General features: G+C 73.0%; 18 protein-coding genes and 1 pseudogene. All 19 read left to right on the forward strand.

Annotated features, from left to right (window positions below; translation table 11 throughout):
* Positions 1–123 precede the first annotated feature (123 nt).
* The 19 genes and pseudogenes from ACSMTC_RS16925 to ACSMTC_RS17015 all read left to right on the forward strand — a co-directional run bounded on the left by ACSMTC_RS16925 (position 124) and on the right by ACSMTC_RS17015 (position 14,521).
* Entirely contained in the window at positions 124–615 is a 492-nt protein-coding gene (locus tag ACSMTC_RS16925) for a hypothetical protein (RefSeq protein ID WP_436560525.1), read from the forward strand.
* A 61-nt stretch (positions 616–676) separates the two neighbouring features.
* Positions 677–1,318, forward strand: coding sequence for a hypothetical protein (locus tag ACSMTC_RS16930; RefSeq protein ID WP_436560526.1), 642 nt, complete (start codon positions 677–679; stop codon positions 1,316–1,318).
* A 102-nt stretch (positions 1,319–1,420) separates the two neighbouring features.
* Positions 1,421–1,849 (forward strand): annotated as a pseudogene (locus tag ACSMTC_RS16935) (DNA cytosine methyltransferase); the annotation flags it as partial.
* A 552-nt stretch (positions 1,850–2,401) separates the two neighbouring features.
* Positions 2,402–2,566 carry a hypothetical protein gene (locus tag ACSMTC_RS16940; protein WP_436564929.1) on the forward strand — a complete coding sequence of 55 codons (165 nt, stop codon included), beginning with the start codon at positions 2,402–2,404 and terminating at the stop codon, positions 2,564–2,566.
* Positions 2,567–2,662: 96 nt separating this feature from the next.
* Positions 2,663–3,241, forward strand: coding sequence for a DUF4913 domain-containing protein (locus ACSMTC_RS16945; RefSeq protein ID WP_436560527.1), 579 nt, complete (start codon positions 2,663–2,665; stop codon positions 3,239–3,241).
* A gap of 12 nt (positions 3,242–3,253) precedes the next feature.
* The gene (locus tag ACSMTC_RS16950) at positions 3,254–4,000 is read left to right on the forward strand and encodes a hypothetical protein (protein WP_436560528.1); all 747 of its coding nucleotides are present in this window, start codon (positions 3,254–3,256) and stop codon (positions 3,998–4,000) included.
* A complete protein-coding gene (locus tag ACSMTC_RS16955; RefSeq protein ID WP_436560529.1) occupies positions 3,997–4,485 on the forward strand; it encodes a hypothetical protein in 489 nt (162 codons plus the stop codon). The genes ACSMTC_RS16950 and ACSMTC_RS16955 overlap by 4 nt, the downstream gene beginning before the upstream one ends.
* Positions 4,486–4,528: 43 nt before the next feature.
* Positions 4,529–5,407: a winged helix-turn-helix transcriptional regulator gene (locus ACSMTC_RS16960; RefSeq protein ID WP_436560530.1), complete on the forward strand. Its 879-nt coding sequence runs from the start codon at positions 4,529–4,531 to the stop codon at positions 5,405–5,407.
* 60 nt (positions 5,408–5,467) lie between these two features.
* Entirely contained in the window at positions 5,468–5,926 is a 459-nt protein-coding gene (locus tag ACSMTC_RS16965; RefSeq protein ID WP_436560531.1) for a hypothetical protein, read from the forward strand.
* Complete coding sequence (locus ACSMTC_RS16970) at positions 5,920–7,116, forward strand: MFS transporter (protein WP_436560532.1); 1,197 nt, start codon at positions 5,920–5,922, stop codon at positions 7,114–7,116. Before ACSMTC_RS16965 ends, ACSMTC_RS16970 begins: the two co-directional genes overlap by 7 nt.
* Before the next feature lie 28 nt (positions 7,117–7,144).
* On the forward strand, positions 7,145–8,062 hold the full coding sequence (locus tag ACSMTC_RS16975; protein ID WP_436560533.1) for a DUF4259 domain-containing protein: 918 nt from the start codon (positions 7,145–7,147) through the stop codon (positions 8,060–8,062).
* A 127-nt stretch (positions 8,063–8,189) separates the two neighbouring features.
* Complete coding sequence (locus tag ACSMTC_RS16980; RefSeq protein ID WP_436560534.1) at positions 8,190–8,891, forward strand: HAD family hydrolase; 702 nt, start codon at positions 8,190–8,192, stop codon at positions 8,889–8,891.
* An 8-nt stretch (positions 8,892–8,899) separates the two neighbouring features.
* Positions 8,900–9,727, forward strand: coding sequence for a hypothetical protein (locus ACSMTC_RS16985; RefSeq protein ID WP_436560535.1), 828 nt, complete (start codon positions 8,900–8,902; stop codon positions 9,725–9,727).
* 66 nt (positions 9,728–9,793) lie between these two features.
* Positions 9,794–10,801 carry a DUF4259 domain-containing protein gene (locus ACSMTC_RS16990; protein ID WP_436560536.1) on the forward strand — a complete coding sequence of 336 codons (1,008 nt, stop codon included), beginning with the start codon at positions 9,794–9,796 and terminating at the stop codon, positions 10,799–10,801.
* Between the two features lie 9 nt (positions 10,802–10,810).
* Complete coding sequence (locus ACSMTC_RS16995; RefSeq protein WP_436560537.1) at positions 10,811–11,533, forward strand: hypothetical protein; 723 nt, start codon at positions 10,811–10,813, stop codon at positions 11,531–11,533.
* Between the two features lie 66 nt (positions 11,534–11,599).
* Positions 11,600–12,346, forward strand: coding sequence for a hypothetical protein (locus tag ACSMTC_RS17000; RefSeq protein ID WP_436560538.1), 747 nt, complete (start codon positions 11,600–11,602; stop codon positions 12,344–12,346).
* Positions 12,347–12,456: 110 nt separating this feature from the next.
* A complete protein-coding gene (locus ACSMTC_RS17005; protein WP_436560539.1) occupies positions 12,457–12,780 on the forward strand; it encodes a hypothetical protein in 324 nt (107 codons plus the stop codon).
* 212 nt (positions 12,781–12,992) lie between these two features.
* Entirely contained in the window at positions 12,993–13,643 is a 651-nt protein-coding gene (locus ACSMTC_RS17010; protein WP_436560540.1) for a hypothetical protein, read from the forward strand.
* Positions 13,640–14,521, forward strand: coding sequence for a hypothetical protein (locus tag ACSMTC_RS17015; protein ID WP_436560541.1), 882 nt, complete (start codon positions 13,640–13,642; stop codon positions 14,519–14,521). Before ACSMTC_RS17010 ends, ACSMTC_RS17015 begins: the two co-directional genes overlap by 4 nt.
* Positions 14,522–14,536 lie beyond the last annotated feature (15 nt).

Raw genomic sequence — 14,536 nt, forward strand, 5'->3', positions numbered from 1 at the left:
TCGGAGGCCACCGCGCCCACCGTCACCATCAACGACCACCAGCAGCGCCTGCTGCTGGCCGCCCGACAGATCGAGGCTGTTGCGGCCACCCTGCCGAACCCGTACGACCGGTACCTCAACGAGGTGCCGGACGTCCTCGACGTTCGCCGACACCTCGTGGCGCTGCAGGAGGTGCAGACCGCCACGGTCAACGCCGCTACTGAGTACGCGCCGAGCATCTCGCTGGACCCGACAGCGACGACTGCGGCCCGCCGCACCGCCATCGCGCTGGCCGGTGCGACCAACCGGATCGCGACGGCCGAGCGGCAGGTGCTGGCCGTCTTCAACGTCGCGATGAGTGCGAACGTCTGGGCCATCCCCGCCGCCGACAGCCCGAGGCCAGCCGATCTCTACCACGAGGCATACGCCCAACTAGCCACAGTTACAAGGGAGCTGCGCGCAACAGCCGAACAGCTTCCCGCCTCCGGCCAGTCCCAGCGCCCGCAGTCGGCCGACCGCGCGAACGCTGCCCGGACCTTCACCGGCCGGCTCCGCTCGGCGTTCCGGCGCCGCCCCGCCGAGGAACCTCTGCCGGTCGCCGCCCTTCCCCGCACCGCCGCCAAGCCCCGGCGCTGACCTCTACCTCCGCCCCACCAGGAGCCCCGCCCTGTCCCTGTCCGTCGAGCACCAGTCCGGCATGCTGCTGCAAGTCGCCAGCGGCTTCCACACCGCCAGCGAGCAGCTCTTCCACATCTACTGCTACCGAGATCCGCAGCGTGAACGCCTTGCCGAGGTGTTGGAGCAGCTCTCCGAGTTGCAGCAGACCCTCCTCACAAACTCCTCCGACGAGATGCCGCCGACCAGCGCCGATGCGCCGCCCGAGGACGTCGCCTGGCACCGCAGCACCATCGCTTACGGCTACGGCAGCCTGCTCATCAGCAAGGCCCTGCTGCGCGCCCACCCGGCGCTGATCGCCGCGATCCAGATCGAGCTGGCCCCGGAACGCCCCGCCAGCAGCGCCGGGCGCATCCAGTACTTCCGCTCGCTCGGCGCAACCCGCGACGTCCTCCAGGAGGGCGCCTGGAAGCTGGCGCAGATCGCGCACGGTCTCACCGGCCCCGAGCCCGAGGCCCTGCAGGCGATCACCTCCGCGCCTATGGGCGAGTACGCCCACAAGGCCGTCCGCTCGGCCGCCACCCCCTACCCGCCCGAAGCCGCGCCCGCCACGCCGAAGACCGCCGCCGAGGCCGCCGGCCCGAAGGCCCCAGTCGCCGTCTCCCCAGCGGCCGTCTCCTCCCCGGCCGCCGCCGCCCGCGCAACCTCCGGGGCGCGCCGATGACCCGGCACGCCCACCTGCCACCGCGGATCGGCAGCATGTGCTCCGGCTACGGGGGGCTGGACATGGGCGTCCAGGCCGCCCTCGGCGGCCACGTCGTGTGGCATGCCGAGACGAACCCCAACGCCGCCGCGATCCTCACCCACCACTGGCCTAGAGACGCCAAACAACGGCGATATCAGCACAGTTGACTGGGGCACCGTCGAGCCGATCGATGTCCTGACGGCGGGCTTCCCCTGCCAGGACCTGAGCGTTGCCGGCCGCAGGGCCGGCCTCGTGGAGGGCACCCGGTCCGGACTGTGGCACACCATCGCCCGCGCGATCGACGTCCTCAAGCCGAAAATGGTGATCATTGAAAACGTCCGCGGAATTCTCTCCGCCAGCGCTTCCTCGCCAGCCGATGGCGACCTGGAATGCCCGTGGTGCGATCTGGGAGACGGCGGAGGCGAGCCTGCTCTGCGGGCACTCGGCGCGGTACTCGGAGACCTGGCCGACCTCGGGATGGATGCGCGATGGACAGTGCTACGCGCCTCCGACGTCGGTGCGCCCCACAGGCGGGAGCGACTTTTCCTCGCCGCGTGGCCTTCCGACACCGAAGGCACGCGATGCGAAGGGCCCGGATGCGAAGCGGGAGGACCTGGGGCACGCGGTCACGCTGCTCAAGACCCCGACCAGCAACTTGGGCCAGATCGGGGGCAGCCAGCACCCGGACAAGAGGCGCTCGAACGGGCACGGCCCGAATCTGAGCGACGAGGTGGAACACCTCCTTCTCCCGACCCCGAAAGCCTCGGACGGCGCCCATGGCGGGCCCAACAGCCGGGGATCGAAGGGCGATTTGACCCTCCCCTCCGCAGCCGTGCGGCTGAGGGCGACGCCGGACACAGGAACTCCCGGGCGCCAGGCCGAGGCAACGTCCCGCCCGCCGCTTCCCCTGGTGATCCTGCCGATCTGGGAGCAGAGCGCCACGGACTGAACCGGTGGGGCCCGTACGGACCGGCCATCGCCCGCTGGGAGCGCGCGACCCGCCCCGCACCGGAGCCGACCAACGAGCGCGGGCGGCTCGATCCGCGGTTCGTCGAGTGGATCATGGGCCTCGCCCCCGGCCATGTCACCGGCGTTCCGGGCCTGTCCCGCTCCGCCCAGCTGACCGCCCTCGGCAACGGCGTTGTCCCCCAACAAGCAAGTGCTGCTTTGGAGTTGCTCGACGCCCCTGCTCTGCTCACCGCCGCCCGCTGCTGCGGGCGGCGGTGAGCAGAGCGTGCTTATACACCAAGTCCGGCTCGCTGGAGCGAGCCGTCGAACGCGCATTCTCGTGTCATCACCCGCCGACGAGAGGCACCCGCCCTTTTGACCACCCCCGAGCCCGACCCGGACGCCGCACCGGCCGGCTACACCAACGCCCAGATCGACGTCCTGACGGCGAAGCTGGCCGCGCTCGCGGCGGGTTTCGACCTGCAGGCCGAACAGCTGGCCAGCATGACCACCGCCCTCGACCCCGAGGACGGCGACGATCCGGACGCCCCCGGCGGCGGCGAGCCGCTGTTCATCCTCGCCTTCGACGACCCGCAGTACCTCAAAGAGCTGGAGCTGATGACCCCATGGGTAGACGAAATCTTCACCAAGACCTACGGCCCCGAGACCACTGCCGGCAAGCCCTGGTGCCCCCGGTGGAAGGAGCATCCGGAGGCCGTCGCTCGGCTGCACGCCCTGTGGCTGGCCTGGCAGGCCGCGATCGACCCGGAGTCGGGTGCCGCCGGGCCCAGCTCGTGGCAGCGGGACCATCTCGAACCCGCGCTGATGAAGCTGCGCTCGGCAGACGGTCCGTTCGCCGCCTGCACCTCCAGCGGAGGCCACCTCAGCCACCGCCTGCTGCCGCACCCCGCTCTCACCGACCCCACCCCGCCCACGCTCCCCCTCGCTGCCTGATCGGACCCGACCTTGCCCGACTTCAACCTGCCCGGCCACCGCCCTGCGGACGCCGCCTCCGCCGAAGCCCAGGTTCACCTCCTGGCCGCCGAAGGCTCGTACGAGCTGCTCAACGAGAGCACCGTGCCCGACGGCCTCGGCGGCAGCGACAACTTCCTCCTCTTCGAGGGCTACAACGAATGGGGGATGCCCGCCGTAGCAGCGCACCTGCACCACAACGAGGACGGCGAGACCTTCGCCCTGGCCGCCGAGCCGATGCCCACCTTCGCCGCCGCCACGGCCTGGCTCGTGCAGCGCGGCGCCGACCCGGAGCAGTTCCTCCAGCATGCTCGCGGCGCCGGTGCGCCGGCCGACGCCCGAAGCGCAGCCGCCGCCGCCCGGATCGTGGAGTCCGGCTCCCGCTACCAGCTCGTCGAGCACGGCATCGAGTACGGCGAGACCTGGGCGCTGCTGCGCGACAGCTCCGCCGCCAGCGCCGAACGCCCCTTCCTCCTTCAGCTGGAATCCGCCCACCACAAGCGCGGGTACATCCTGCGCGAGGGCAGTTTCAGCAGTCCGCAGGAGGTCCAGCAGTGGCTGGAGAACCGGCGCACGCCGCTGCCGCCGGTCGTCGGTGACGAGGTGACCGTCGTCGTCAGCCCGCAGGCCAGTGCCGCCCGTGCCCGCACCACCGGCGCCGGCCAGCGCGGCTCCGGTGCACCGGAGCCCGCCGCGGTCCTCGCCGGGGCGGCAGCGGTCTCCCGCAGGGCCGTGCGGTGAGCGCACCCGCCCGGCCGCTGCCCGGCTTCAGCGCCCACCCGGAGGCGCTGGCCGATCTGCTGACGGTGCCGGGCCACGTGCGGACGCTGGCACTGAGCTACCTCGACCGGCTGGTGCGGGCCGAGGTGCGCGGCCCGCTCCTCGAAGAGCAGGGCGAGCGCGATCTGCGAGGCGCGAGGAAGGTCTACCTCGACGACGCGATGGCCTACCGGCTCGTCTACACCGAGCGCCGGGCACCGCACAACCCGCGCCACCTGCTGGGCATCCACCTGGTCGCCGTGGGCGAGCGCCGGGGGGTCGCGGTCTACGAGACCGCGGCCCGCCGCCTGCGGCAGGTCGCGCTCCAGGAGGCGGGGCGCGGAATGCCGGCCCGCTTCCAGGCCGCCCTCGCCTCCTCCTCCCGCCCTTCCCCCGCCCAGGCCGCCGCCACCACGGCCACGGCGTCACCCGCCGTCGTCCTCTCTCCCGCCTCCCGCCAGCGCTGAACCCGCCCGACACCCAGCCGAACGCCCGATCGGAGATCACCGCATGTCCTCGACCGTCACCACGACCGCCACGCCGCAGACCCTCCCGAACGCCGTGCACCACGCCGCCGAGGTCCTCTCCACCCGGTGGGCCACTCGGGTCGTGCACGCGCTGCGGCGGGGACCGATGACCGCCGGTGATCTCCTGGCGGCCGACCCGATCGTGCCGGTGAGCAGCCTCTACTCGGCGTCCCGCTCGCTGGCCGGGGCCGGGGTCATCACCCGTACCCCGGCCGGTGCCGGCGGGAACGACCTCGCCCTCTCGCAGTCCGGCCAGGCTCTGACGCCGCTGTACACCGCCGCTCTCGCCTGGGCCCAGCACTACCCGCGGCCCTGGCGGGCGCCGGCCGCGCAGGCCCCGGAGATGATCGAGGAGACGCTGGGGCTGCTGGCTGGCTCGCACGCGATCCCGCTGCTCACCACGCTGGGTCAGAACGACGGACTGGCCTACCCGCAGATGGTCGCCTCCCTCAACTCCCGGGACAAGGCTGCCGCCTACCAGCGGCTGCTCACCCTGGAGGAGCGCGGCCTGGTCGTCCGTAGCGGCACGCGCCGCTCCTACCGGTGGGATCTCGGCGAGGCCGGTGTCGCGCTCGGCCGTGTGTACGGCGAGCTGTCGGACTGGACCGCCCAGCACCAGGTGGCCGCGGCGGCCCCGGTGCGGGCCGGCACCGCGCTGGCCGCCGCCGGCAACCGCGCCGTCGTGGTGGCAAGCCCGGCCCGCACCGCCGCCTTCTCCTCGCCCCAGGCTCCGGAACGGCCGCTGGCCGCCCGCGCGTCGGCCGCCACGCTGCGCGGCGTCACCCTGCAGCTCACCTTCTCCGACGCCCCCGGCCCCCAGCCCGCGTCCCTCCTCGTCACCGCGGCTGCCCGCTCGCGCTGACCCGGGCCCGCCGTCGCCGAGTCCTTCCCGCCTACCCCGAGGTACATCATCTTGCCTTCCGTGCCCATGCCGTCCGGTGCCGCCCCGAAGCTGCCCGAGGAGCTGCTCGACCTCCTCGACGAGGACATCACCCTGCTGACGCAGACCGCCACCGTGCTCGAACTTCCGCTCAGGGCCACCGATCTCGACACGATGCTCTGGGCCCACGAGCTTGCCATCGCGTGCTGCCACGTCACCCTGGCGATGTTCGTTCCGCAGGTGACCGCGGCCGAGAACCTTCCGCGGTGCGCGGCGCGCCACGGCATCGAGGTCATCGGCGTCTCCGTCCAGCACCTCACGTCCGCCATGGGCGCACTGGCCACCGCCCGGGAGGAGATGGCCAAGCCGGAGTACGACGCGGACGGGCGCTTCAACCTGGCACGCGCCGCGCGCATGCGCGCCGCTGCTCTGGCCAGCGTCGCGTTGCAGCGCACGACCGAGCTGCGCTCGCTCCTGGCCACCGGGTCCTGCACGTGCTGAATCCGACCTCCACTAGGCCGAAGGTCGGGCGGTCGATCCTGCGCGCCCCGCACGTCGCCCCGCTGCTCTCGGGCACCCTCATCGGGCGACTGCCGGCCTCGATGGCCCCCATCGGCCTCCTCCTGGCTGCCCGGGCCGACCACGCCTCCACCGCGCTCGGCGCGCTCTTGGCCGCCCTGTACGCGCTGGCCGGCGCGGTGGGCCAGCCGCTGCTGGGTCGCGCGGTCGACCGCTCCGCTCTGTCCGTCGTCGCGCCCGCCGCAGCGGGGGTGTCGTGCGCCGCGTTCACTGCCCTGGCCAGCGTGGACTTCGCCGCGCAGCCGCTCGCCGCCGCCGTCCTTGCGGCTGTCGCGGGCCTGGCAACTCCGCCGCTGGAGGCCGGACTTCGGGCAATGTGGAAGCGCCTAGTCGCCCCGATCGACCACCATCGGGTGTTCGCGCTCGACTCCGCCTCCCAGGAGCTGGTGTTCGTCGCGGGCCCCCTGCTGGCCACCGCAGTGTCCCAGTTCGCCTCTCCTCACGGGGCGTTGACAGCCTGCGCGGTCGCCACCGCCGCGGGCACCGCCGCCGTCGCCGTGCACCGCCCGGCCCGGGTACGGTCCGCGGCGCGGCCCGTTCACTGGCTCGGGCCGCTGCGCTCCAGGGGCCTGCTCGTCCTGCTGGCCGCGGCGCTGTTCCTCGGGGTGACGCTCGGCTCGTTCCCCGTGCTGGCGCTCGGCATCGCCGACCGGCACCACGACGGGTGGCTCGCCGGCCTGCTGCCGACCGCCCTGTCGCTCGGCAGCCTGATCGGCGGCACCGTGTGGGCCAGGCTCCGGCAGCCGTGGCCAACCAGCAACGCCCTGACCATAGTTGCCGCCGGATATGCCTGCGCGTTCACTACCCTGCTCGTGCCCGCCCCGGCGTGGCTCACGGTCACGGCGAGCATCCTGCCCGGGCTGCTCCTCGCCCCGTTTCTGGCCTGCGCCTTCCTCACCTGCGACGGCCTGGCGCCGAGCGGGACCGCCGCCGAAGCCGCCGCCTGGCTGATCTCGGCCATCGGCCTCGGCCAGGCCGCCGGCGCCGCCGCCGCGGGACAGCTCTCAGCGTTCGGCCACACCGCCACGGCCGCCGTTCCGCTGCTCGGCGCCGCCACCGCTGCGCTCGTACTGCGTCTGGGGCATCGCCGGCTCGCCCACCGGCCGGCCTGAGCCCGACCACCACGAGAGGAGGTAACCCGTGGGTAGCTGGGACACCGGCCCGTTCGACAACGACGATGCCATGGACCTCGCCGACGCCCTCGACCGCGCCCGCTCGCACCAGCGCGCCGGCATCATCACCACCCGGTTGCAGTCCTTCGTGGACGCCGGAGCACCCCCGTGGGACACGGACCGGCTGACGGCAGTCGCGGCAGCCGCCCTGGTCGCCTCCCAGTGCCCGGGCGGTCCTCAGCGGACCGCGTACTGGCCCAAGAAGGCGATTCCCGAGCTCCCCTCCGAGGTGCGGACCTTGGCCACGACGGCCCTCGACCTCCTCCTGTCCAACGTCCAGTCCAGCGTGGACTCCTGGTTCGTGCGCAGCAGGGGCGAGCAGTGGCTGGAGAACATCGAGCAGCTGCGTTTGGTGCTCGACCCGGACCGGCCGCTCACCACCGTCTACACCCCGGCCCTACCGGGTCCCACCGAGATCGGCACCCGCATGCTGCACGCGATGGTGGGAGTGGAGCGGCTGCGCGAGCTCGCGGGTCCTCGTCTGGCCGGTGCGCCGCGCATGCTGATGCGCCAGCTGAACGACGCCGCTGGCCAACTCGACGCCGCGCACGCCGAAGTGCTGCGCGCCGCCCAGGAGTCGATGACCTCGCTGGACCACACGCGAACCGCCCTGCGGCACATCGTCGACGACCCCGACGGCGTCGACCGGCCTCACCTGCCTGTGCCCGGCGGCACCGGGCCGCTCCACGCGGCGCTGGCGGTACGGGCCGCCCGGCGCGAGCATCTTGCCGGGCTGCTCGAACTGCAACTGGCACTGATCGGCCCGGCGCCGTACAACCGGGCCTCCGCCGCGCGCCGGCGCTCCGCCACCACCGGCCCAGCGGTACCGCTGGAGCTCTTGGCCTCGCCGACCACCCCTGGCAAGCAGCCGAGCCGCTCGCACTGACCACCGCTCCGCCCCACCCCACCGCGGCCACCGGCGCCGCAGGCCGCCGGAACGGACCTCGTCCGGCCCATACCGTCGACCGGGGCCAGCCCCTGCGGCTTCCCACCATCCTTATGGAGACTTCCACTTGATTAACCGCACCGCCCGCGCCACGGCCCCCATCACGGTGGTCTGGGACTGGAACGGCACCCTGCGAAACGACCTCGCCGATCACGTCGCAGCCCTGAACGCGACCCTGCCCGCACTCGGCCGGACCGAGCCGGTCACCGTGGAGACCTACCAGGCTCTTCACCGGATGCCGATCCGGGACTTCTACACCGATGTCCTCGGCCGCGCGCTCGACGACGAGGAGTGGCACGCCGCCGACACGGCGTTCCTCACCGAGCTCGCCCGTCGGCCGGTACGGCTCCAGGACGGCGCTCGGCAACTGATGATGCGGCTTCGGGCCCGGGGTGTGCGGCAGAGCCTGCTGTCGCTCGCGCCGCACCAGCGGCTCCTCGCCGAGGTCAGCCAGGTCGGCATCTCCGGACTGCTGGAGCGGGTCGACGGACGCCCCGGACCGTCCGTGCCGAGCAAGGCCCCGGCCATGGCCGCGCACCTGCGGGCTCTGGGCCCGTGGGTCGACCCGGCCCGCACCCTGGTGATCGGCGACAGCGTCGACGACGCGGTTGCCGCTAAGGCGGTCGGAGCCGTCCCGGTGCTGCACACCGGCGGCCTGCATGGCGCCGCCCGTCTGGCCGCCGCCGGCGTTCCGCTGGTGGACACGCTCCAGGACGCCGTCGCCGCCGGCATCACCATCATCTCCGAGCGGCGACTGGCCGCCGCGTGAGTGCGTCCATGGGACGCCCGATCGGCAACTGGAAGCCGCGGGTACCCGGGAACATCGACCTGGGCACCCGCCTGGTGTGGGCGGAGCTGCAGGTCGAGCGCGTGCACGACGTGCCCGGTCACGGCACCGACACCCCTCACGGGGCCGTCGCCGACCAGATCGCCGCCACCGCACAGAAGCTGGACTACGTGCAGACCCGCATCGTCGAGCTCGCCGCCTCGCTGAGCCGCGACCTCCAGCGCGTCGCCGCCGGTCAGGACGCCGATCTCCCGGTTACCAACGGCATCGTGCGCACTACCGGGCTCGACCTCGATCTCCTCGTCACCCGCCGCACCGAGCTTCGCCAGTCCCTCACCGCGCTCATCGATGTCTACAAGACGTTCCCCGCCTACGTCCCGGCACCGGCCCCAACTCCCGTACGCGCCGCACAGACGAAGAGCCGAGCCCGCACGGGCTCGGCCCGGCCCGCGCAGGACACGCTGACCGCCCGCCAGCAGACGGCGTTGCAGGCCATCGGCGATGGCAGCGTCACGATCTACCGGGGCCTTGCCAGCGGCAGGCTTCGCATCGTCTCTCCCGGGACTGTCAGCGTCACCACGGTCAACGAACTGGTCGACAAGAAGCTGGTGCAGAGCTACCCGGGGACAGGGCTGGCCGAGGGCCACAAGCTCGACCTCACCCCCGCCGGACAGACCCGGTTCGAGGCGCTGCCGGCCGCGGGCGGGCGCGTTGCCGCCGCCCGGACCCGGCCAGCCGCCGCCGCGGGCGAAGCAGCGCCTTCGCCCGCCGGCACCAGCGTCGCAGTGTCCCCGCCCCGCATCCGCTCTCGCAGCTGACGCCGCTCCGGGCCGCAGCTCGGGCAGCGTCCGTGATCCCCGATTCACGACAAGGAGGTTCTTCTCATGAGCAGTTGGGACACCGGCCCGTTCCACAGCGACGCCGCCGTCGGCATCGCCGAGCGCTTCGACAGCCTCTTCCCCGACGAACTGCCCCCGTTCCTCCACCGTCTCTTCGACACCGCCGCCTGCGCGCCGCAGGGTGAGCTCGACAAGGAGCTTTCACGGCAGGTCATCGCCGCCGCGGCCGTGATCGCCTCCCAGCTCCCCGCCGGCGCCGGCATCGTCCTTTCCGGCGGCCCGTGGGAGCCGGTCCCCACCCTGCCGCCCGAACTCCGGCCCAAGGCGGTGGCAGCGCTCGACCGCGTCCTCGCGCACGCCGACGAGGAGGTCGGCCACTGGTTCGACCGTGCGAAGGGCGAGCGGTGGCTGGCCAATGTGGTGCAGATCCGCCTGGCCATCCAGGACGAACCGCCACCCGTCATCAACTTCACACCCTCAGTCGCCAGGCCGAGTACCTCAAGCGCTGTGGCCCCGATTCCTCAACTGGCCTCTGCTCAGCCCGCCGAGGCCACCACGACGGTGTCCTCCCGCCGCGAGCGAGCAGTGTTCGCCGGCCAGCAACACCTTCAGGCCCGGTTCGGCGTCGACCGCCCTTGGGGCCTGTCCGACCGACACCCAGAGGGGACTCTCGCCCACGCTCTGGCCGAGATGGTCGAGCGGCAGGCGAGCGAGGTGGACACCCTCGACCGCGAACTGCGCGCGGTCGCTGTGCGCGCCAGCGAGGCTCTCGCCCCGGTCTCCCAGGGGAACTACACCGGAATCCAGCACAACGGCGTCCTACGGTTCACCGGCGTCGAGTTGGAGACCCTGGGAGCCCGCTACGACCTCGGCCACCAGGCGCTCCAGGACCTGGTCGCCCGCTACGAACGCGCCGCCGCGGAGGCCCTCACCGCGGGCCCGCGCGAAGCCGCGGCCCGCTCGCACGGCACGGCCCGACCCGTCGGCGCGCCAAGCCCTCCGCCAACAGCGGTGAGCACGCTGCCGGCTTCCCACCGCTCGCTCCGCCCCTAGGGGAACGCCTTGCCCACATCCGCCAGCCGGGACGCGTGCGTCACCCGGGCCCTCGACCTGCTCGCACCCCCCGGGACCGTCCGTACGCTGCTTTCCGTCCGACTCACCGAGCACCCCACCGAGGTGCAGAACTCCCTGCGGGAAGCCCTGGGCGACCCGGTCGACGGCATGGATCTCGGCGAAGTCGCTTGGCAACGCGAACGCCTGGAGCAGGGCGGCCTGCTACGCACGGCCCCCGCCGGCCTGGAGGCCACGCCCCCCGCGAAAGAGCTGGGGCTCGTCTTCCTCGCCGCTTCCAGCTGGGCGGCGAGGTACCGGCCTGAGACGGGCGCCGCGCAACACATCGCCGTCACCGTCGAGGAGGTTCTGCTCCTTGGCGCGCACCCGCTGACGGCCCCCGTGCTGGACCAGCTGCGCGACGGGCCCGCCACGCAGGAGGACCTCGCCAGGCCGATGACCGCCTCGGCCCGCGCTCAGCTGCCCGACCAACTGGCCGTCCTCGTAGAGCAGGAGCTGGTCGTCCGGCTGCCGGACGGGGCTCTGCGGACCACCCCGGCCGGCACCGCGCTCGCCGGCGTCCAGGACCACCTCGCTGCCTGGTATAGCGAGAGCCTAGGCGCCAGCCGTTCGCAGGCCGCCGCCACCCGCAGCCTCCCCGCCGGCAGCAGCCTCTCCCAGACCCCGCCGCCCCGCTCGGGTAACCCCGTTGAACGCCCGGGCCTTCGCCTCTGACCGGAAGGACTGCCCATTCCCACCCGCCTCACTGATCCCGGATACGGTGTCGACGGCCTCGAACCGGTGAGCGCCGAGGATGAGGCGCGGCACGACCGGCTCCCCATCGGCGCGGACGTGCTCCAGTCGCTGGCCGTCCAACACGTGACGAGCCCTCACACCTCGCTCGTCACGGACAGCTTCTATCTGGCGTTCGACCGCACCATGACCTGGGACATCCCGGGCTCCCCGCAGTACGCGGGCGTCCACGTCCAGCGCGATCTCGCGGCCGGCACCTACCGGTTCGACTACGCCCGCCACCCCATCGCCGCGCTCGCCCAGAACTGGTTGGCCGCCCGCGGCGCGGACCCGGCGGCTCTGGTGCCCGACATCGAGGACCCGCTGGACACCGACCAGGCCACCCGCGAGCTGGAAGCTCTCCTGGCCCGCGCCGGCGAGCGCTTCCAGGTCCTCGACCAATACACCTACGACCAGTACGACTTCTACAAGACGTGGATCATCGTCAAGGACACCCAGCCCGAGCCGGGCCAGCAGCCCGTGCGGGTGTTCTTCGAGGACACCGACCTGCCGGGCGGCTCGTACAGCCTGCGCGAGGGCGGCTTCCCCACGGTCGGTGCGGCGATGGAGTGGATCGAGCGAGTGGGCGAGGACGACAACCCCCTGCCGCCGCTGCTGGTCGCTCCGCCCAGCGCCCGAGCCGCCGGGGCGCTGGCCGCCGGCACGGCCGCGGTCTCGTTCTCGTCCCCGCGCTCCGCGCCCGCAACCGTCCCGGACGCCGCCGACAGCCGCACCCCACGGCCGAAGAGCCGTTGACACCGAACCTCCCTGGAAGGAACCGAACTCCCATCCCCCCGAACGACAGCGCCCCGCGCCCCCCGGCCCCGGATCGGCGGCACCGCCCGCGGACCGCGGACCGCCGCAGCGTGCAGACCACGGTGCGGTTCACCCCCGCCGCCATCGACGTGATCCGCGAGCGTGCCTTCGCCGAGCGCCTGACCGTGGCCGGGTTCGTCGGCAACGCCGCCCTGGCCGCCGCACAGTCCAGCGATCCGCTGGGCCGACCCGACAGCGATCCACGGCGGCCCCTCGTCGAGGCCCTCGACCGCGTGGCCGGCGAGCTCCACACCGCGGTCGCCACCGTCCAGGACGCCGAGCCCGGGCCGGCTCGGCAAGCCGCTCTCGCGGCGCTGCCCGCCGTCGCCGTGCGCACCTACCTCGCCCTCGACGCCGTCCTGGAGTCGTCCTGATCCCCGACGTCACAACGGGCAACAACATCCGCCCGCTGCTCGCCTACCTGTTCGGCCCCGGCCGCCGAGAGGAGCACACCGACCCGCACCTCGTCGCCGCCTGGGACCTTCACGGTGCGCCCGATCCCGGACGCAACCGAGCTGCCGACCTGAGCCATCTCGCAGCCCGGCTCGACCAGCACGCCCGCCTGCGCGCCGCTGAACTCGGCGCGATGCCGCCCAGCAGGGTGTGGCACTGCTCGGTGCGCGCCGCCCCCGAGGACCCGCTGCTGTCCGACCAGCAGTGGGCGACGGTGGCCCGGCGCATCGCCCACGCCACCGGCCTGGCCCCGTTCGACGGCCCCGGCTGCCGGTGGGTCGCGGTGCGCCACGCCGAGCACCACATCCACCTCGCCGGCGTCACCGTCCTGCCCGACGGCTCCCGGCCCGGCATGCACCGCGCCGCCGTCCGCGCCCAGGCCGAGTGCCGGGCCATCGAAGCAGAATGGGGCCTGCGGCCGGTCGGCCAGGACAAGGGCGTCACCACCAGCTACCCGACCACCGCCGAGATCATCAAGGCCGAGCAGCACGGCTGGACCGAGCCGACCCGCGTCTGGCTCCAGCAGCAGATGCGCCAGGCCCTGCAGGAGGCCACCACCCTGGAGGGCTACGCCGAAGCGCTGACCGAGCGCGGGGTATTGGTGCGCTGGCGCACCGCTGCCGACGGCGGTGCCGTGGGCTACAGCCTCGCCCGCCCCGGGGACACCGGCACCGGCGGCGCCCCGCTCTTCTTCGCCGCCGGACGGCTGGACTCCGCGTTGACCCTGCCCCGCGTCCTGAACCACCTGTCCACCAAGAAGTCCAACGAAGGAATCCGATCATGAGCCCGCAGAGCCCCCTGGCAAACTTCGCCCACGCCCTGGCCGACCGGCTCCCGGACCGGTGGGAGGCCACCGGCCTGGACCTGCGCGACGACGCCGACCTTCGCCACCACTTCTACTACCGCGTGTGGGACCGCCGCCGTGCCCAGGACCTGGGGCTGGACCGCGACACCATGGCGGAGATCGCCGTGCTCGACGGCCCGGACGGCCGCCGGCTCCTGGTACTGCCCACCACCGAAGCGAACCGGCCCTTCCTGATCTGCCCCCTCATCGCCTTCGACGTGCCCGTGTACAGCAGCACCTCCCCGCTCAGCTCCGTCGCCGTTCCCGCCGACCCGGCCACGGCCGCCGACGAACTCGCCGACTCGCTGCTGCCCGTCTACGAGAGCGAGCTGCGGGACATGCTCGACCACGTCGTCGGCACCCTGGACGCCACCGAGGCGACCATCGCCGCGTGCCTGGCCGCCGATGCCGAGCACTCCGACGACCCCGAACTGGCCCAGGAGCTTTACGAGATGAGGGGGGTGCGCTGGCTGTCCCACCCGGAGGACATCGACCTGCTGCGCTTCGCCGCCGAAGACGTACTCGCCGCTCTGAGCCTGCTGCTGGGGCACCGCGGAACGCTGTCCGAAGCCCTGGTCGGCGTCACCACCCACGTCCGGATCTACAGCGAAGTGCACGACAGCTGCGAGGCGCTGATCGAGGCCGAGGTGATCGGCCGGATCCTCACCGCCGCCGGTCTGGCCGACACCAGCAGCGGCATGTTCGATCCCGCGATCAAGGAGAAGATCGCCACAATCGACGCCCTCCCGATCGAGCACCAGCGGGCCCTGGTACGGGCCGCCGCCGCGGCCTACACCCGGCGGACCGACGCCGGCTGACCTGACCAGAAGGAC

It is taken from the genome of Kitasatospora sp. HPM-01-4, assembly GCF_051374625.1.
Lineage (GTDB): Bacteria > Actinomycetota > Actinomycetes > Streptomycetales > Streptomycetaceae > Kitasatospora.

Coding starts and splice junctions, on each gene's coding strand:
- ACSMTC_RS16930 (WP_436560526.1), top strand. CDS start 677: ATGCTGCTGCAAGTCGCCAGCGGCTTCCACACCGCCAGCGAGCAGCTC.
- ACSMTC_RS16990 (WP_436560536.1), top strand. CDS start 9,794: ATGAGCAGTTGGGACACCGGCCCGTTCCACAGCGACGCCGCCGTCGGC.
- ACSMTC_RS16985 (WP_436560535.1), top strand. CDS start 8,900: ATGGGACGCCCGATCGGCAACTGGAAGCCGCGGGTACCCGGGAACATC.
- ACSMTC_RS16940 (WP_436564929.1), top strand. CDS start 2,402: ATGGGCCTCGCCCCCGGCCATGTCACCGGCGTTCCGGGCCTGTCCCGC.
- ACSMTC_RS16960 (WP_436560530.1), top strand. CDS start 4,529: ATGTCCTCGACCGTCACCACGACCGCCACGCCGCAGACCCTCCCGAAC.
- ACSMTC_RS17015 (WP_436560541.1), top strand. CDS start 13,640: ATGAGCCCGCAGAGCCCCCTGGCAAACTTCGCCCACGCCCTGGCCGAC.
- ACSMTC_RS17010 (WP_436560540.1), top strand. CDS start 12,993: ATGCCGCCCAGCAGGGTGTGGCACTGCTCGGTGCGCGCCGCCCCCGAG.